General features: G+C 40.8%; 20 protein-coding genes and 1 tRNA gene. 20 read left to right on the top strand and 1 reads right to left on the bottom strand.

Going from position 1 to position 18,461, the window contains the following annotated elements:
* Position 1: 1 nt before the first annotated feature.
* The 15 genes from AC6CH1_RS12750 to AC6CH1_RS12820 all read left to right on the top strand — a co-directional run bounded on the left by AC6CH1_RS12750 (position 2) and on the right by AC6CH1_RS12820 (position 13,264).
* Positions 2–532, top strand: coding sequence for an acyltransferase (locus AC6CH1_RS12750; RefSeq protein WP_251690342.1), 531 nt, complete (start codon positions 2–4; stop codon positions 530–532).
* Between the two features lie 260 nt (positions 533–792).
* On the top strand, positions 793–1,953 hold the full coding sequence (locus AC6CH1_RS12755; protein WP_498317849.1) for an ATP phosphoribosyltransferase regulatory subunit: 1,161 nt from the start codon (positions 793–795) through the stop codon (positions 1,951–1,953).
* A 4-nt stretch (positions 1,954–1,957) separates the two neighbouring features.
* Entirely contained in the window at positions 1,958–2,581 is a 624-nt protein-coding gene (gene hisG / locus AC6CH1_RS12760; RefSeq protein ID WP_079524445.1) for an ATP phosphoribosyltransferase, read from the top strand.
* Positions 2,582–2,595: 14 nt separating this feature from the next.
* A complete protein-coding gene (gene hisD / locus AC6CH1_RS12765) occupies positions 2,596–3,876 on the top strand; it encodes a histidinol dehydrogenase (protein WP_251690339.1) in 1,281 nt (426 codons plus the stop codon).
* Positions 3,877–4,470, top strand: coding sequence for an imidazoleglycerol-phosphate dehydratase HisB (hisB, locus tag AC6CH1_RS12770; protein ID WP_251690337.1), 594 nt, complete (start codon positions 3,877–3,879; stop codon positions 4,468–4,470).
* Positions 4,467–5,087, top strand: coding sequence for an imidazole glycerol phosphate synthase subunit HisH (gene hisH, locus AC6CH1_RS12775; RefSeq protein WP_353056580.1), 621 nt, complete (start codon positions 4,467–4,469; stop codon positions 5,085–5,087). Before hisB ends, hisH begins: the two co-directional genes overlap by 4 nt.
* Positions 5,081–5,839 (top strand): imidazole glycerol phosphate synthase subunit HisF, encoded by a 759-nt coding sequence (gene hisF / locus AC6CH1_RS12780; protein ID WP_498317851.1) that lies wholly within the window; start codon positions 5,081–5,083, stop codon positions 5,837–5,839. The genes hisH and hisF overlap by 7 nt, the downstream gene beginning before the upstream one ends.
* Positions 5,836–6,453: a bifunctional phosphoribosyl-AMP cyclohydrolase/phosphoribosyl-ATP diphosphatase HisIE gene (gene hisIE / locus AC6CH1_RS12785; RefSeq protein WP_498317852.1), complete on the top strand. Its 618-nt coding sequence runs from the start codon at positions 5,836–5,838 to the stop codon at positions 6,451–6,453. The genes hisF and hisIE overlap by 4 nt, the downstream gene beginning before the upstream one ends.
* A gap of 185 nt (positions 6,454–6,638) precedes the next feature.
* Positions 6,639–8,165: a tetratricopeptide repeat protein gene (locus AC6CH1_RS12790; protein WP_251690333.1), complete on the top strand. Its 1,527-nt coding sequence runs from the start codon at positions 6,639–6,641 to the stop codon at positions 8,163–8,165.
* Between the two features lie 76 nt (positions 8,166–8,241).
* Positions 8,242–9,186 (top strand): thioredoxin-disulfide reductase, encoded by a 945-nt coding sequence (trxB, locus tag AC6CH1_RS12795; RefSeq protein ID WP_427713407.1) that lies wholly within the window; start codon positions 8,242–8,244, stop codon positions 9,184–9,186.
* A gap of 325 nt (positions 9,187–9,511) precedes the next feature.
* Positions 9,512–9,982: an 8-oxo-dGTP diphosphatase gene (locus AC6CH1_RS12800; protein WP_498317854.1), complete on the top strand. Its 471-nt coding sequence runs from the start codon at positions 9,512–9,514 to the stop codon at positions 9,980–9,982.
* 14 nt (positions 9,983–9,996) lie between these two features.
* Positions 9,997–10,878: an RNase adapter RapZ gene (gene rapZ / locus AC6CH1_RS12805; RefSeq protein WP_340716338.1), complete on the top strand. Its 882-nt coding sequence runs from the start codon at positions 9,997–9,999 to the stop codon at positions 10,876–10,878.
* Between the two features lie 4 nt (positions 10,879–10,882).
* A complete protein-coding gene (gene mgfK, locus AC6CH1_RS12810; protein ID WP_498317856.1) occupies positions 10,883–11,860 on the top strand; it encodes a gluconeogenesis morphogenetic factor MgfK in 978 nt (325 codons plus the stop codon).
* Positions 11,861–11,910: 50 nt separating this feature from the next.
* Positions 11,911–12,852 (top strand): DNA-binding protein WhiA, encoded by a 942-nt coding sequence (gene whiA, locus AC6CH1_RS12815; RefSeq protein WP_251690326.1) that lies wholly within the window; start codon positions 11,911–11,913, stop codon positions 12,850–12,852.
* Between the two features lie 154 nt (positions 12,853–13,006).
* Positions 13,007–13,264, top strand: coding sequence for an HPr family phosphocarrier protein (locus AC6CH1_RS12820; RefSeq protein ID WP_251690324.1), 258 nt, complete (start codon positions 13,007–13,009; stop codon positions 13,262–13,264).
* A 341-nt stretch (positions 13,265–13,605) separates the two neighbouring features.
* Here the strand turns inward: AC6CH1_RS12820 and clpP are convergent, their stop codons facing one another.
* A complete protein-coding gene (gene clpP, locus AC6CH1_RS12825) occupies positions 13,606–14,196 on the bottom strand; it encodes an ATP-dependent Clp endopeptidase proteolytic subunit ClpP (RefSeq protein ID WP_251690323.1) in 591 nt (196 codons plus the stop codon).
* Positions 14,197–14,383: 187 nt separating this feature from the next.
* Here clpP and AC6CH1_RS12830 point away from each other — a divergent pair.
* The 5 genes from AC6CH1_RS12830 (at position 14,384) to AC6CH1_RS12850 (ending at position 18,432) form a co-directional block, all read left to right on the top strand.
* Positions 14,384–14,455, top strand: a tRNA-Arg gene (locus AC6CH1_RS12830).
* A gap of 745 nt (positions 14,456–15,200) precedes the next feature.
* Positions 15,201–15,980 (top strand): basic amino acid ABC transporter substrate-binding protein, encoded by a 780-nt coding sequence (locus AC6CH1_RS12835; protein WP_065216733.1) that lies wholly within the window; start codon positions 15,201–15,203, stop codon positions 15,978–15,980.
* A gap of 29 nt (positions 15,981–16,009) precedes the next feature.
* The gene (locus AC6CH1_RS12840; RefSeq protein WP_008406394.1) at positions 16,010–16,711 is read left to right on the top strand and encodes an amino acid ABC transporter permease; all 702 of its coding nucleotides are present in this window, start codon (positions 16,010–16,012) and stop codon (positions 16,709–16,711) included.
* Positions 16,712–17,434: an amino acid ABC transporter ATP-binding protein gene (locus AC6CH1_RS12845; RefSeq protein WP_251690321.1), complete on the top strand. Its 723-nt coding sequence runs from the start codon at positions 16,712–16,714 to the stop codon at positions 17,432–17,434.
* Positions 17,435–17,637: 203 nt separating this feature from the next.
* Complete coding sequence (locus AC6CH1_RS12850; protein WP_427713417.1) at positions 17,638–18,432, top strand: basic amino acid ABC transporter substrate-binding protein; 795 nt, start codon at positions 17,638–17,640, stop codon at positions 18,430–18,432.
* The last annotated feature ends 29 nt before the right edge of the window (positions 18,433–18,461 follow it).

Genomic DNA, 18,461 nt, shown 5'->3' on the forward strand with positions numbered 1-18,461 from the left:
CATGCGCAGAACAGAACGCTACAAAGTTCAGGGTGCGAATTCATTATGGAAAGTTTATAATACCGTTTCCTTTTGGAAAGTGATGAAATGCTTTATTGTCATCCAAATTGGACGGGTTACCCCGGTTATGGCATGGAAAAACTGGCTGTACCGCTCGTTTTTAAAAATGAAAATCGGCAAAGAGGCATCATTGGCATTGATGGTCATGCCTGATTCCATGTTTCCGGAGCGTATTACAGTCGGCGATAATTCGATCATCGGCTTTAATACGACAATTTTAGCGCATGAATATTTAATCGAAGAATATCGTCTCGGTGATGTCGAAATTGGCAGCAATGTTATGGTTGGCGCAAACTCGACGATTTTACCGGGTGTGAAAATTGGAGATGGGGCAATCGTTTCTGCGGCGACATTGGTGCATAAGGACGTACCGGCAGGCGCAATGGCAGGCGGCAACCCGATGCGCATTATTTTCACTGCAGAACAAATGGCAGAACGGAAAAAGAATGACAAGCCGGTTTGGCAAAATTAAATGTAGAATATCCATTTCCAACTAACGCGGAGATGGGTATTTTTTCATGTCTTTTCCTCCACATAACTGAATTTGGTAAAAGATGATGTATAATATAAAAATATATCAGAAAATTAAATTAACTAAATATTTGTATGAATCCATTGACTACGACCATAAGTAGCAGTAAAATACTTTCATACACTAGTGATTTAACACTCTAGTATACTAAAGTGCAGTATGCAGAATTTAACCAAGTATAAAAATTAGGATGTGTGAAAATGTCATCGATTAAAATGTTTGAAAAGCCACTTGGAATGCGTGACACATTACCGGAAATTTATGAAAAACTTGAATTAATCCGCTCAACTGGACGAACATTGCTACGTGAGCGCGGTTATGAATTTATAAAAACACCATCTGTTGAATATTACGATACGATCGGGAAAGCATCTGCAATTTCCGACGCACGACTTTTTAAATTGGTTGATAGCCAAGGAAATACCCTTGTACTACGACCTGATATGACAACACCGATTGCCCGTGTTGCGACATCGAAATTACTGAAAGAGAAAATTCCACAACGCCTTGCCTATTTTGCAAATGTGTTCCGTGCGCAACAGCGTGAAGGAGGGCGCCCAGCTGAATTTGATCAAATGGGAATTGAACTGATTGGTGACAATTCCGTATATGCCGATGCAGAAGTGATCATGACGGCCATCGATTTAGTAAAGTCCTATCAAATTACAGATTTCAAAGTAACAATCGGACATGCAGGGGTTTTAAGCTGCATTTTAAAGGATTATACAGAAAGTGATGCACAGGCAGATGATTTAAATGAGCTACTTGTACAACGAAATTTTGTCGGGTTTGAAGAAGCGGTACTGGCATTTGATCTGCCGAAAACAAAATCCGATGCCCTGTTAGCCTATATTGAAGATGCAATCAGCCTTCCTTCAATTGAAGCAATCGAAAAATATGTGCGCAAAAATGATGCGCTGGAATATATGCGAAACTTGGGGAGAATTTTGGATGCTGCAGGTTATGAAAAGTACATCGCATTCGATTTCACATTATCAAGTCATATGAGTTATTACACAGGGATGTTATTTGAAGTGTTTGCTTCAGGCAGCGGATTCCCGTTAGGAAATGGCGGACGTTATGACGGCTTAATGCAGCATTTTGGTTCGCAAGTCGGTGCAACCGGTTTTGGTTTACGTGTTGACCGTGTATTTGAAGCAATGCCGAAAATCAACGTCGACAAAGAGGAAGTGCTTGTATTGTTCGCAGCTGAGCGTTTTGCAGAAGCACTGGAGGCAGTACAACTGCTACGTGAACAAGGAAAGCAAGTAACTTTCCAATCATACGAAGGCATCGAAAATATCGAGGCATTAAAAGCTCACTTTAAAATCGTTAATGAATACAATAGCAGGGAGGCGTAAACAAATGACACAGCTAACAATTGCGATGCCAAAAGGCCGTATTTTTGAAGAAGCTTATGAAATGCTGCTGGAGGCTGGCTTTAACCTTCCTGAAGAAGTGGAAATGTCGCGTAAACTTATGATTGAAATACCTGAGGAAAACATTCGCTTTATTTTAGCGAAACCTATGGACGTACCGGTTTATGTCGAGCATGGGGTTGCGGATATCGGAATTGCGGGTAAAGATGTTTTACTTGAGCAGCGCCGAACTGTCCATGAGCTGCTTGATTTGAAAATCAGCGAATGCTATATCGCTTCAGCAGGTTTACCAAATACAACAATTAACGAAATTGCGCCGCGTATTGCGACGAAGTATCCGAATATCGCGATGAAGTATTATAAAGGAATCGGCGAACAGGTTGAGATTATTGAGCTGAACGGATCGATTGAACTGGCACCGATGATTGGTTTGGCCGATCGCATTGTCGATATCGTTTCAACGGGTCGTACACTGAAGGAAAACGGCTTAGTGGAATATGAACATATTGCCGAAGTTTCATCCCGTTTAATCGCGAATCCTGTAAGCTATCGCATGAAGAGTGACCGCATTCAAGATTTAGTTACACGCTTGAAAAAATGTGTGAAATAAGAGGGGCCAACGAGATGAAAATAACAATTTTGGATAACGATATTTCTTTAAAACGCCAACTCGAGCAAGGCAATGAACAGCAGCTGCTAACGGTACGTGAAGTCATTCAGGATGTGCGTACAAAAGGTGATGCGGCGATTAAATATTACAGTGAAAAGTGGGATGGCTTTGCACCGGAAAACTTACGCGTAGCCGAAAGTGAAATCGTTGAAGCGGTTAAAAATTTTGATCCGCAATTATACGGCGATTTACAGGAAGCAGCAGATAATATTTATCGCTATCATAAAGAACAAAAACGTACGGGATTCCAGTTGCCGTTAGAAGACGGATCGTATTTAGGGCAACGAATTACACCGCTTGATGCAGTTGGATTGTATGTGCCAGGCGGATCTGCAGCCTATCCTTCTTCTGTGTTAATGAATGTTATTCCGGCGCAAGTGGCGGGAGTAAAACGCATTGTCATTACATCACCTGCAGGAAATGACGGGAAATTGCCGGAAGCTGTACTCGTTGCAGCACATATTTTAGGTGTGACGGAAATTTATAAAGTAGGCGGCGCACAAGCGATTGCTGCATTAGCATACGGTACGGAAACGATTGCTCCGGTAGATAAAATTACAGGTCCGGGCAATATATTCGTTGCATTGGCGAAGCGTGAAGTATTCGGTGAAGTGGCGATTGATATGATTGCAGGCCCGTCTGAAATTTGTATTTTAGCGGATGAAAGTGCGTATGCCGATGAAATTGCTGCTGACCTGCTATCACAGGCAGAGCATGATACATTAGCATGTGCTGTCCTGATTACAACAAGCGATGACTTGGCGGATGCAGTGGCAGATCAAGTCGAGATTCAATTATCAAAACTGCCGCGACAATCGATTGCACGAAAATCGATTGAAAACTTCGGTCACATTTACGTAGCAGAATCCATTAAAGATGCGGTACGTGCTGTCAATTCATTGGCGCCTGAACATTTGGAAGTCATTACGGATAATGCTGAAAAGGTTTCGGAAATGATTACACATGCTGGTGCAATTTTTATCGGCCGCTATAGCTCGGAGCCGGTAGGGGATTACTTTGCAGGCACGAATCACGTATTACCGACGAACTCAACAGCGCGCTTTGCAAGTGGCTTGAATGTCGATGATTTTATTAAGCGCACGAGCGTTGTTTATTATAGCGAAAAAACTTGGCAACAAAATGCGCCGAAGATTGCGCGTCTTGCACGACTTGAAGGGTTGGAAGGACATGCAAGAGCGGTAGAATCGCGCGGTTGGGATAAAGGAGAAGAATAAATGACACGTTTTGCAAAAATCGATCGCGATACAAATGAAACAAAAATTAAAATAGAGCTCAACTTGGACGGTACAGGTCAAGCCGACATTAAAACAGGTGTTGGCTTTATGGACCATATGCTCGATCTATTTATCAAGCATGGATTATTTGACGGCAAAATATTGGCGGACGGGGATACATGGATTGATGATCACCATACGACAGAAGATATCGGAATTGTGTTAGGACAAGCATTCCGAGAAGCCTTAGGCGATAAAAAAGGAATCAAACGCTACGGTACTGCATTTGTACCGATGGATGACGCATTAGCGCAAGTTGTCGTTGACTGCTCAAACCGTCCGCATTTGGAATACCGCGTTACACCGGAACTCAATGCGAAAGTAGGGAACTTTGATACAGAGCTTGTCCATGAGTTTTTATGGAAGTTTGCACTGGAAGCGCGCATTAACCTGCATGTCATCGTTCCTTACGGCCATAATACACACCATATTATTGAAGCGATTTTTAAAGCTACGGCACGTGCATTGGATGCAGCGGTTGAAATCGATCCACGTGTAAAAGGTGTGCCATCAACAAAGGGGCTGTTAACGTGAAGATAGGTGTAATTGATTATGGAATGGGCAATCTGTTTAGTGTCGAACAGGCACTGAAGCGATTGGATGTACAAGTAATTGTTTCAAGTGATATGGAACAGTTGGAAGCGGCAGATGCTTATGTGCTGCCGGGTGTAGGCGCTTTTCCAGATGCGATGAAACGTCTGGAAGAAACGGGGCTCATCGACTTCATTAAAACGACGAAAAAGCCGTTGCTTGGCATTTGCCTTGGGATGCAGCTGATGTTTGAGGAAAGCGATGAAGTGGCCCAAACGAAAGGTCTTGGCATCTTCAAAGGCCGTATTCAGCGCTTTACTGATGTTACACGTATTCCACATATGGGCTGGAATGAGCTGAAATTAAACCAAACACCAGCATGGTTAAATAATGAAGACTTGCCGCAAGAACGTCATGTCTACTTTGTTCACTCATACTATGCGAGCGGCATCGATGAGATGGAGCTGATCGCCTCAGCTGATTATGAACACGTTCAAGTACCGGGCATTGTGGCAAAAGATAATTTTACAGGTATGCAGTTCCATCCAGAAAAGTCAGGGCCGTTTGGCGTGTATTTATTGACGGCTTGGACACAGGGAGTGAAAGAGGGCGTATGTTAACAAAACGAATTATTCCATGTCTTGATGTGAAAGAAGGACGTGTTGTAAAAGGGGTACAGTTTGTAGAATTGCGTGATGCAGGCGATCCTGTAGAGTTAGCTAAATTTTATGATGAGCAAGGCGCTGATGAGCTTGTATTTCTTGATATTTCCGCTTCGCATGAAGGTCGGGAAACGATGGTCGATGTTGTCCGTCAAACGGCAGCAACATTGGCGATTCCGTTTACAGTAGGCGGCGGAATCCGAACGATTGATGATATGAAGCGTATTTTACGTGCGGGTGCCGATAAAGTATCGGTCAACACATCTGCACTGGAACGCCCGCAGCTTATTAAAGAAGGTGCGGATTACTTCGGGGCTCAATGTATCGTTTGTGCAATCGATGCGAGATACAGTGAAGAAGACGGAACATGGATGGTATATACTCATGGCGGCCGCAATAAAACAGCGTGGACAGCAGTCGATTGGGCGAAAGAAGCGGTACGATTAGGTGCCGGAGAAATTCTTCTTACATCGATGAATCAGGACGGCGAAAAATCAGGCTTTGACCTGGCATTAACGAAAGCGGTACGTGACGCGGTAACAGTCCCTGTCATCGCAAGCGGCGGGGCAGGAAATGCCGAACACTTCCGTGAAATATTGCAGGATGTTGATACAGATGCGGCACTCGCAGCGAGTATTTTCCACTATAAAGAAACGAGCGTAGCAGAAGTGAAAAGCTACTTAAAAGAAAAAGGGGTTCGTGTACGATGAACGTAAAATTTAATGAACAAGGCTTAATTACAGCCGTAGTACAAGATGCACAGTCAAAAGAAGTATTAACAGTAGCTTATATGAACGAAGTATCACTCCAAAAAACGATTGAAACGAATGAAACTTGGTTTTATTCACGTTCTCGTCAGGAGCTTTGGCATAAAGGCGCAACGAGCGGCAACACGCAAAAAGTAGTTTCGATCAAAACAGACTGTGACAAGGATGCACTTGTGATTGAAGTCATTCCAGCTGGTCCGGCTTGTCATAACGGAACGACTTCATGCTTTACTGAAAGCTTGTTAGAAAATGAACGTCCAGGCTCTGTCGCAATTCTTCCGCAGCTTGTAGAAGTGATTAAACAACGTGAAATCGATATGCCTGAAGGGGCGTACACAACGTATTTATTCGATAAAGGAATCGATAAGATCTGTAAAAAAGTCGGCGAAGAGGCTACAGAAGTTGTTATCGGTGCAAAAAACCGCGATGCAGAAGAAGTGAAATGGGAATCGGCAGATCTTCTTTATCACTTATTAGTATTGCTTCAAGAGCAAAAAGTCGATGTTTATGAAGTACTGGATGTATTGCAAAAACGTCATGAAGGAAAGAAGCAGTAACAACCTGAAAATTAACACCGCTTTGTCAGACGTGTTTTTAGTACATATGTGCCGAATATGCTATAATAGTAAGAATTGATTAAGGGACCACACCTGTGCGTTCCTTATTTCTTTGTTTACAAACAAATGACCTGCGTATTTGATGATATAGAATGTATTGAACGGAATGACTCGGAGGAATATTATTGGAAAATAAACGTTTAAAACCAAAAGCTACTAATGTCGTGTCGTTTGTTCCGAATGGTGATTATTATTACAAGAAAGCTTTAAAGGCAATAGAACGAGACGAAATGGATAAAGCATATAAATTTATTAAGCGCGCGGCGGATTTAAGTCCGGATGATGCGCATGTGTTACTACAGTACGGGATACTTGAAATGGAACTGCAAAATTTTGAGCATGCATATGAGTTAATTCACACAGCCTATAGTTTAGAGCCGAATGAATCTGAAATCATTTTCATGCTGGCAGAAGTGTCGGGCTGTATCGGTCACATTGCTGATGCCCAAAAATACGCAGCACAATATTTAGAAATGGAACCTAATGGCGCATATACGGAAGACGCCTCTGAAATATTGGAGTTTGTCGACTATGTTGGCGAAGAAATGGATGACATGGACGAATTTGATGGAGCGAAGCATGTGGCACAAGAAAAGGCCCGCCGCCATATGGAGCAGGGAGATTTTAAGACGGCAATCGAAATGCTGGAGCAGCTCATTGAAGAGTATCCAGACCTATGGAATGCCTATAATAATCTGGCGTTGGCTTATTTTTATGTCGGAGATGCGGAACAGGCACGCGCACTTTTATATCGAGTGCTGCGTGAAAACAAAGGCAATCTTCATGCACTTTGCAACTTGGCCGTATTTGCGTATTACGAAAAGAGCAGTGAAGAGCTGAACGAACTGGTCGGTTTATTGAAGAAAATCCAACCGTTCGATTGGGAAAACCGTTATAAGCTCGGTGCAACATTTGCGTTAATCGGGCAATATGAAGAGGCCTATAAATGGCTGCGTTCTATGAGTAAAAAAGGCTATGACGGAGAGCCTGGCTTTTATTTCTGGCTTGCCCAGTCAGCCTACTTCTCAGGACATGAATCAATTGCAAAAGAATCATGGAAAATGCTCATTCAGTTGGATCCATCAAAAGAAGGAATGGAACCGTGGGCAAAGGGTGAAGGCTCTATTTTACGGAATTCCGCGGAGAACCATCGTGATTTCATCATTCGTCAACTAACAGATGAGCATCTGTCAAGCCGATTATTTGGCATGTTTTTATTGAAGCGGTCTGCACATAAACAAGAGATTGTTGCACACCCTTCTCTTATAAATGTCTCGGATTTTACGGCTATTGAAAAGCTTTGCATGGCGTACGCACTGGACTATGATTTCAGTAACGGCAGCAAGGAAGAGCAGCAATTCCTGCGTTTTATGGAAGTTGCTGAACTGATTACAGAAACGAATGATTCGATTTCATTGGAAGTGGCGCAAGTGTTAAGTACATGGTTTGCACTTGGGGAAATTGCATTCCAACAAGGCTATTCGTTTAAAAATCGCGCGGCGCTTGCTGCTGCTGTTGAATATTCGTTCCATACGGCACTGGAAAACAAAGTGACGAAAAAAGCAGTTGCGGGTAAATATAATATTTCGACTGCAACATTATCGAAATACAATGATGAATTATATGAATTTGTACCATCGGACTTTGAATAGGCAGTATATTTGTATTTACCCAAGCAATCTTATACGATAAAAATATATAAAAGGTATACGCAAGAGGAGGATCAACATGTCTGAAGAAAAAATTTATGATGTAGTCATTATCGGAGCAGGTCCAGCAGGTATGACTGCTGCGGTATATGCATCACGCGCTAACTTATCAACATTAATGATTGAACGTGGGATTCCCGGCGGACAAATGGCTAATACGGAAGCAGTGGAAAACTACCCTGGTTTCGATACAATCTTAGGGCCTGAGCTATCGACAAAAATGTTTGAGCATGCGAAAAAATTCGGTGCTGAATATGCTTACGGTGATGTAAATGAAATCATCGATGGTGAAGAATATAAAATTATCGTTTCAGGTAAAAAACAATATAAAACACGCACGATTATTATTACAACAGGTGCAGAGTATAAAAAACTAGGCATTCCTGGCGAAACAGAGCTTGGCGGTCGCGGTGTAAGTTACTGTGCTGTATGTGATGGCGCTTTCTTCAAACAAAAGAAACTGATCGTAATCGGCGGGGGAGACTCTGCAGTTGAAGAAGGCATTTACTTAACACGCTTTGCGGATAAAGTAACAATTGTACACCGTCGCGATAAACTTCGCGCACAAAAGATTATACAAGACCGTGCATTTGCCAATGAAAAAATCGACTTCATCTGGAATACAACAGTAAAAGAAATTCATGATGTTGACGGTAAAGTAGGGAAAGTGACGTTAGTTTCAACAGTTGACGGCACAGAAACGGAAGAGGATGCGGATGGTGTATTCGTATATGTCGGCATGCTTCCATTAACAGCGCCATTTGCTTCACTGAATATTTTAAATGACGCAGGCTATATCGTAACAAACGAAAATATGGAAACGGCAATTCCAGGTATTTATGCAGCGGGCGATGTTCGTGAAAAAATGCTGCGTCAAATTGTAACAGCTACAGGCGACGGCAGTATTGCAGCTCAATCAGCTCAACATTACGTGGAAGAAATAAAAGAAAAAATAAATCAATAATTCTTTAACATAAATGTAATCATATCGTTACAAAATAAGGGTATACTAAAAGTGGAATTTGTTTTAACCCCCTTATATTTTTATCCTAAGGTTGTTTCAAGCGGTTTACGCTGAAGCAACCTCTTTTTTGTGACTTTCCGGCATAGGTGTTGACATTATAAATGAAACGCTTGCTTTTACTGAATGCATAGGACAAGGTATAATAGAAATAAGCTTTAGAAAAACACAATTGGCTTCACATAGCGAAATTGTGTCTTTACTTATGTGGAATCCGTGAAATATTTTTTTCACTTATCCATTAAATGAAAAAGTTGAGGTGTTGTGTATGCAACGTATTACAAATTTACTCGCTATTAAAGATGGTCAAGTATTATTGTTACAAAAGCCGAGAAGAGGCTGGTTTGTGGCACCAGGTGGGAAGATGGAGCCAGGAGAGTCCATCTATGACTCCGCTATACGCGAATTCCAGGAAGAGACAAATCTAACACCAAAAGACGTTCATTTAAAAGGCGTATATACAATGGTTATAAAAAATGGAGATACAGTCGTCGATGAGTGGATGCTGTACACATTTATTGCAAAAGATGTTGAAGGTACACCATTTGTCGAAACACGGGAAGGCATTTTGAGCTGGTATGAAATTGATCGTTTAAAGGATCTTCCGATGGCAGCAGGTGACCGTACGAATTTATTATTTGCAGCATTAAATCAAGGTACTCAATATGGTACATTTGAATATACAGAGGATTTTGAGCTGATTAGCGAAAAAATTCAAAACTCGACGGAACAAAACTAGAGGAGATGAAATAAGTGGCTAGTTCGAGCTATACACATGAGTTAGTTATTATTACAGGAATGTCAGGGGCGGGCAAAACGGTAGCCGTTCAAAGTTTTGAGGATTTAGGTTATTACTGTGTAGATAATTTACCTCCGGAGCTTTTAACTACTTTTTTAGCGCTAATGAAGGGTTCCGAAAAAAAGATTTCACGTATGGCTGTTGTCATGGATTTACGTGGGAGAGAATTTTTTGGCTCATTGATCGAATCGCTCGACGCACTACTGGACGAAGAAGATATTTTACTCCGTATTTTATTTTTAGAATCCGATGATGCCACATTAGTTCGCCGCTATAAAGAGTCACGCCGATCACATCCGCTTGCACCTCAGGGATTACCGCTGGAAGGGATTCAATTGGAGCGCGAATTGCTCTCTGAAGTAAAAGGGCGCGCCAAATCAATCGTCAATACTTCCAAGTTAAAGCCACGCGAATTACGTGAACGTATCGCCCAGGAATTCAGCAATATGAGCAGTCCTACGTTTTCACTAAACATTATGTCATTTGGATTTAAGCATGGGCTGCCGATTGATGCCGATTTAGTATTCGATGTCCGCTTTTTAAAAAATCCTTACTATGTGGAAGAATTGCGGCATAAAACAGGGCTGCAAACAGAAGTATCCTCTTACGTACTGGCAACGGAAGAAACACAACAGTTAATTGCCAAACTGACTGACTTGTTCACTTTCATGATTCCCCATTACCGTAATGAAGGCAAATCACAGCTTGTCATCGCTTTCGGCTGTACGGGCGGGCAACATCGCTCCGTTACACTTGCTGAATACTTCGGGAAGCTATTGGCAAAAAATGATCAAGTCATCGTTACACATAGAGATATCAATCATAGGAAGGATTGATGAAATGAAAAAAAAGAGAACAAGAATCGTCGTAATTGGCGGAGGGACAGGCCTTTCTACAATTTTGCGCGGTTTAAAGCAACATCCTTTTGATATAACGGCCATCGTTACGGTTGCAGATGACGGTGGCTCTTCTGGGCGTTTGCGGGATGACTATGATATCCCGCCGCCAGGAGATGTGCGAAATGTAATTGCCGCACTTTCAGACGTAGAGCCGTTAGTGGAGCAAATGTTTCAATATCGCTTTTCCCAATCAAACGATTTAGACGGTCATTCGCTCGGAAATTTAATGTTGACGGCTTTAACGGAAATTACAGGTGATTTTAACCATGCGATTGCTGAAATGAGCAAAGTACTGAATGTGCACGGAAAGGTCATTCCAGCAGCGAATAAAAAGGTTACATTACATGCCGAATTAGCGGATGGGTCAGACATTATAGGCGAGTCGAAAATTCCATCAGGCCATGCACCGATTAAACGGGTATACTTGGAGCCTAGTAATCTCAAACCTTTACCTGCTGCAGTTCATGCGATTGAACGGGCAGATTTTATTTTGATTGGACCTGGTAGCCTTTATACGAGCATCATTCCGAATTTATTAGTTAAAGGAATCGGGCAGGCAGTTATTCGTGCGAAATGTGAAAAAATTTACATTGCGAATTTAATGACACAGCAAGGTGAAACGAGAAACTTTACTGCTTCAAAACATATTGAAGCAATCCATGAGCATGTCGGAGAAGCATTTATTCAATCGGTACTGATCAATGAAAAGGAGCTGCCTCCTTCGATTTATGAAAACTATCTTGAAGAAAATGCCGAACCTGTAAAGTTTGATATTGAAAGACTGCAAGAAATGGGCATCAATATTATTCCTAAAGAGATTGCGCTTATTGAAAATGGAACAGTACGTCATGATGCGGTTAATCTCGCTGAATGGCTTTGTGAATATACATTACAGAAAAAACAAACGATGCAAGAATAGTAGTATTGAAGAAACACTACATAGGTTGCTAGGAAAGGGGGAGCGAATCCATGTCATTTGCATCTGAAACAAAGAAAGAACTGACGCAAGTAGAAGCTGGGGATAGTAGTTTAAAGGCTGAAGTCTCTGCCCTTATACGGATGAACGGTTCGTTGAGCTTTGCGAATCGTCAAATAAGCTTGGACGTACAAACAGAAAATGCGGCTATCGCACGTCGGCTTTATACAATTGTAAAGAAGCTTTATCCATATAATGTTGAGTTGCTTGTTCGAAAAAAGATGCGTCTTAAGAAGAACAATGTGTATATATGCCGTGTTCGGGAAGGCGCACGGGAAATTCTTGCGGATTTAGAAATTGTCTCAAATTCATTTGAGTTTAATCATACAATCGCCAAATCAATCATACCGAAAGAAAGTGAACGCCGTGCTTATTTACGTGGTGCCTTTTTGGCGGGAGGCTCGGTGAACAATCCGGAAACCTCTTCCTACCATTTGGAGATTTATTCTTTATATAAGGAGCACGGGGAAGCGTTGGCAGAGCTCATGAACCGATACGATTTAAATGCGAAAACGATCGAACGTAAAAAAGGCTTTGTGACGTACTTGAAAGAAGCCGAAAAGATTTCGGATTTTATGAATTTAGTCGGTGCTGTACAGGCAATGCTAAAGTTTGAGGATGTACGGATAATTAGAGATATGCGTAACAGTGTGAATCGTATCGTAAACTGTGAAACAGCCAACTTAAACAAAACAATAGGCGCGGCGTTGCGGCAAGTGGAAAATATCCGCTATATTGATAATGCGGTAGGCCTTGATCAGCTGCCGGAAAAGTTGCGTGAAATAGCACGTCTTCGTGTGGAATATCAGGACGTGACGTTAAAAGAGCTCGGTGAAATGGTTTCAACTGGCGTTGTCAGTAAATCAGGCGTCAATCATCGTCTGCGCAAAATCGATGAAATCGCGGATGCGCTCCGTCGTGGAGAGAGTATTTAAATTCACATAAAGGTACGGAGCAAGTCGTCGAGGCGTTAAAAGAAAAAATTGGTAACGATTTCATAAAAGATGTTTCCAATTGTTGTTCTTTTCGGACAATTTCGTTAAGATAAACTTAGAAGCGATGAACGGTTGTGAAAGGGAGTATTTCAACATGATTGAAAAACAAGTAGAAGTAAAGTTAAAATCGGGCTTACAAGCAAGACAGGCCGCTTTGTTCGTCCAAGAGGCGAATCGTTATAAAGCAGATGTCTATTTAGAAAAAGGTACGAAAAAAGTGAATGCAAAGTCGATCATGGGCATTATGAGCCTAGCTGTTGCAAAAGGCACAGTTGTCACATTATGGGCAGACGGCCATGACGAAGAAAAAGCAATCGACGCACTACAACTTCTAATTGAAAAAGCGGATTAAGACAAAAGGTTAAAGCGCCCGTTCAACTCCACGTGGGCAAAGCGCCACATCCTTGTGGCATGCCCCCGATGACTCACATCGTATGAGTCCAAGCCTAGGAGGGCCCGACGCAAAAGTAAACGATCCACCACTTTTGCATGAGGGACCTAATGGTGCAAGGAGTTGGTGCTTTATCCTGGACGTGGACAATCATATTATTTAAGCGTTAAACAAAATGCGATAACGAATTTTATTTACAAGACAAAAGCACAGCTGTTCAGTATACATGAATGGGGCTGTGCTTATTTTTTTGGAATACAAAAAAGCATACAAGACGAATCTTGTATGCTTGAATGAATCGATTATTTTAATTGGTTACGCTCGTAAATTTTATCGATAAGACCGTACTCTAATGCTTGCTGTGCAGACATGAAGTTATCACGATCTGTGTCGCGCGCTAACGTTTCATAATCTTGGCCACTGTTTTCAGCCATGATACGGTTTAATTTTTCACGTAAGTGTAAAATACGTTTTGCAGCGATTTCGATTTCAGTTGCTTGACCTTGTGCTCCACCAAGTGGTTGGTGAATCATTACTTCTGCGTTTGGTAATGCAACACGTTTGCCTTTTGCACCAGCAGAAAGCAGGAATGCACCCATTGAAGCAGCCATACCGATACAGATAGTTGATACATCAGGTTTGATGAAGTTCATCGTATCGTAGATTGCCATACCTGAAGTGATAGAGCCGCCTGGTGAGTTAATGTATAGGTAGATATCTTTATCTGGATCTTCAGCTTCTAAAAATAATAGCTGTGCTACGATTGAGTTCGCAACATTATCGTCAATCCCACTACCTAATAAAATGATGCGGTCTTTAAGTAAACGTGAATAAATGTCATATGCACGTTCGCCGCGGTTTGTTTGTTCAATAACTGTAGGAATTAAGTTCATTGAAAAATCCTCCCTTTGTTAAAGCTTATATTCGATAACTTTTGCTGAAAATGACAAATATTTCAGCTGTAAACCTATCATACACGTATTAGTCAGTTATGGTCAAATATAAACTCTGATTTTTACAGTTGAAAATTAGGGGTTCCATCTGTATAATGAAAAAAGTTGCTTATATACTTATTTATATGTCCTCGTGGTGTAATGGATAACACTTCAGATTCCGGTTCTGAGGCTGGGGGTTCGATTCCCTCCGAGGGCGCTTTCTTTTATAAAGATTATTACTGATCAGCATGAAGTAAAAATAATCTTTCTCTTCCATTTTTCTACAGTTTAATTTTGACGCTACACTATAAGTTTCCGAAACGCATCTAATTTAAACGCTCTTCACCTAAAAAATAAAATTTCTTTTTAAAAAAGCACATTTCCTACTTGAAATATAGGTAGAAAATTAGTACATTAGTAAATGTTGTGTTTTTACAAAACTAGTTAGATAGACCATACCATCATGTCCTTTAGGGGGCACCATTTTACTGTTTTAATATACGTTTCAATATCAATTGCAAAAAATCATCTGAGGTTTTTTTGCAATAGAGAATGAAGTTTTATTAGGATAAAAAGAATCACTGTACCGGTTCTTTTTATCCTTCATTCGTTCTCTACCTAAAAATAATAATTCAAGACTGCATAAGAGGGAGTTCCTCTTGTGCAGTCTTTTTTATTTTAGTTAAAAATTACCTATCCAATTAACATATATTATAGATAACAGGGAATATATGTAATGGTATGAGAGTCCTTTTGAAGAGGGGAATACAATAATGAAATAGTAATAGAGTGAATAAATATTAAATTATATGCAAATATACCGTTAATTTTGTTATAATAATTCATTATACTGCAATAATAATCATTTTTTTAAAAATTAAATGTTGTATATTAATTGCGGAATTAATATAATTGAACATGTTATTAACAAAAAAACTACTACATCCAGGAGGATATTCATAATGAGTACTAGAAAACTATTTAAATGGGCAGCACCTTTAGCGGCAGCTTCAATGATTTTAACAGCGTGTGGAGCGGACGAATCTACATCTACAGGAGATAAAGAATATAAGAAAATCGTTGCAGGTACGGAAGCTACATATGCACCATTTGAATACTTAGATGATAAAGGAAATGTTGTCGGCTTAGATTCAGAGATTTTAGCAGCGATTGGCGAAGAGATGGGCATTGAAACAGAAGTGAAAAATGTAGGCTGGGACTCAATGATGAGCCAAGTAACAACTGGTGAAGTGGATATGGGCGCAGCGGCTATTACAATTACAGATGAGCGTAAAGAATCATATGACTTTACAGATCCTTACTATGAAGCGACTTTACTGATCGTGACAAAAGAAGGTTCGACAGTGGCATCGTTGGAAGATATTAAAGACAAAAAAATCGCGGTGCAAATTAATACGACAGGTCATATCGCAGCACAGGAACTGCAAGGTGTTGCCAGCTCGAAGATTTTAGCTTATGAAAACTTCTCTGTTGCTTTAACAGAAGTGCTGACAGGTGCAGCTGATGCCGCAATCGGTGATAATGCAGTAATTTTAGATTACCTTGAAAACAATCCTGATTCAGGCTTAAGAGCGGTAGAGGATACTTCATTTGAGAAAGACTACTTCGGCTTTATGGTGAAAAAGGGCAATAAAGAGCTATTGGACATTTTAAATGAAGGTCTTCAAAAAATTAAAGACAATGGCAAGTTAGCTGAAATTACAGGTACGGAAATCGAATAAGCTACATTTAATTTATTGGAGGGTTTCAGATGGATTTTTTTGATTTTTTCCGTTGGGATATAATCTGGAACTACCGTGAACTATATGCAAAAGGACTTTGGGCGACTATTGTTTTAACAGCATGTGGTTATATTGGTGGTATCATATTCGGTCTAGTTTTAGGATTAGGCCAAGTTTCAACAAAAAAGTGGATTTACTGGCCGGCTAAAATATATGTCGACGTATTCCGTGGTACGCCAATGCTCGTACAATTATTATTAATTCACTTAGCTGTTATTCCAACGATTTTTGGAACTTCACAAGGTTGGTGGGTATCGGGTATTGTCGGACTGATTTTAAACAGTGCCGCATACAATGCAGAAATTTTCCGTGCAGGTATCCAGTCGATCGACAAAGGTCAAATGGAAGCTGCCAGATCTTTAGGGTTAACACAGGGCCAGGCGATGCGCAAAGTTATTTTACCGCAGGCGTTTCGTCGTATGATCCCGCCTTTAGGGAATGAATTTATTGCATTATTAAAAGACTCTTCACTTGTAACGGTAATTGCCGGAGCCGAAATTTTATATGTAAGTAAAGTTGTAGCCGGAACGTATCAGCGTTTCTGGGAGCCGTACTTATTCGCAGCGTTCCTATACCTTGTATTAACGTATGCTGTAACGAAGCTCATTGCATTTATCGAAAAACGAGTTGATATTAATTACAACCCACGTAAGAAAAAGGAGCGCGCGTAAATGATTAAAGTAGAAAACTTACACAAGCATTTTGGCAAGCTCGAAGTGTTAAAGGGGATTGATTATGAAGTACATGAAAAAGAGGTAGTTTGTGTCATCGGGCCATCTGGTTCTGGGAAATCAACGTTTCTTCGCTGCATGAATTTGCTGGAGGAAGTAACGGACGGTGCAATCTATATTGAAGGTACTAAAATTAATGATCCGAAAACAAATATTAACGAAATCCGTACAGAAGTAGGAATGGTGTTCCAGCAGTTCAACTTATTCCCGCATATGTCGGTCATCGATAATATTACGATGGCTCCAATGCAAATTCGCCAACTGAACAAAGCCGATGCCGAAACACTGGCACTGGAGCTATTGGATAAGGTCGGTTTGCGTGAAAAGGCCTATAACTACCCGCAGCAGTTATCAGGCGGTCAGCAGCAGCGTGTAGCGATTGCCCGCGCATTGGCAATGAAGCCGAAAGTGATGCTGTTTGATGAACCAACGTCAGCCCTTGACCCGGAAATGGTAAAAGAGGTTTTGGAAGTAATGAAAAACCTTGCAAAAGAAGGGATGACAATGGTTGTCGTAACACATGAAATGGGCTTCGCACGTGAAGTAGGCGACCGTGTACTGTTTATGGATGGCGGCTACATCGTAGAACAAGGCCACCCGGATGAAGTATTCGGCAACCCGCAAAACGAACGTACAAAAGCCTTTTTAGGAAAAGTACTATAAGAGCGGAGAAACTATCTTCTATTATGATGAGTAGTAGAAGGTAGTTTTTTATATTTAATAGAAGGCACTGTTGGTTGGAGTATAGGCGATGAGGCTCCTTGGAGGTATCTTTATAACCTAAACTATTAGAAGATTCAGAATTACATATTGTGTGGGTCTACTAAAAAATGTATAATCTTAACCAAAATAGAGGGGGTTTTATAATGTTCAAAACGAAGAAGTTTTTAATAACGATGCTGTTAATGGCATTAACAATCATTTTAGCAGCATGCGGTACATCAGACGATGAAACATCAGGAAGCGCAACATCCGGAGAAGGTGGCGGGAAAAAGCTGTTAGTCGGAACAGAAGCAACATTTGCCCCATTTGAATCGATGAACGATAAAGGTGAAATTGTCGGAATCGATGTTGATATTATGAAAGCAATCGGTGAAGAAATCGGTTCTGAAATCGAATTCCGAAATGTAGGTTGGGAGCCGGTATTCCAGCAAATTACGAATGGAGAACTGGATTTAGGTGCATCAGGCATTACCATTACAGATGAGCGTAAAGAAACGTATGACTTCACAGATCCATATTATGAAGCGTCATTAATGATTGTTGTGAAAGAGGATTCTACAATTGAAACATTGGATGAGTTAAAAGATCAAAAAATCTCTGTTCAAATTAATACGACAGGTCATATTGCAGCACAAAACCTGCAAGGAAAATCAAGTTCAAAAATTTTAGCGTATGAAAACCAGCCAGTGGCATTCCAGGAAGTAATCAATGGTGCAACAGCAGCAGCGTTTGGCGATAATGCCGTTGTAATCGAATACTTAAAGAACAATCCGGATTCAGGATTAAAAGCAATTGAATCAGATCAGTTCGAAAAAGAGTATTACGGTTTTATGGTGAAAAAGGGTAACACGGAGTTACTAAACCGTTTAAATGAAGGGTTAGCAAAAATTAAAGAAAACGGTAAATTAGAAGAAATTACTGGTCAGAAAATCGATTAATAGAAAACACAGGCATGAACCCTTTTGAA

It is taken from the genome of Solibacillus sp. GQ1 (assembly GCF_059758555.1).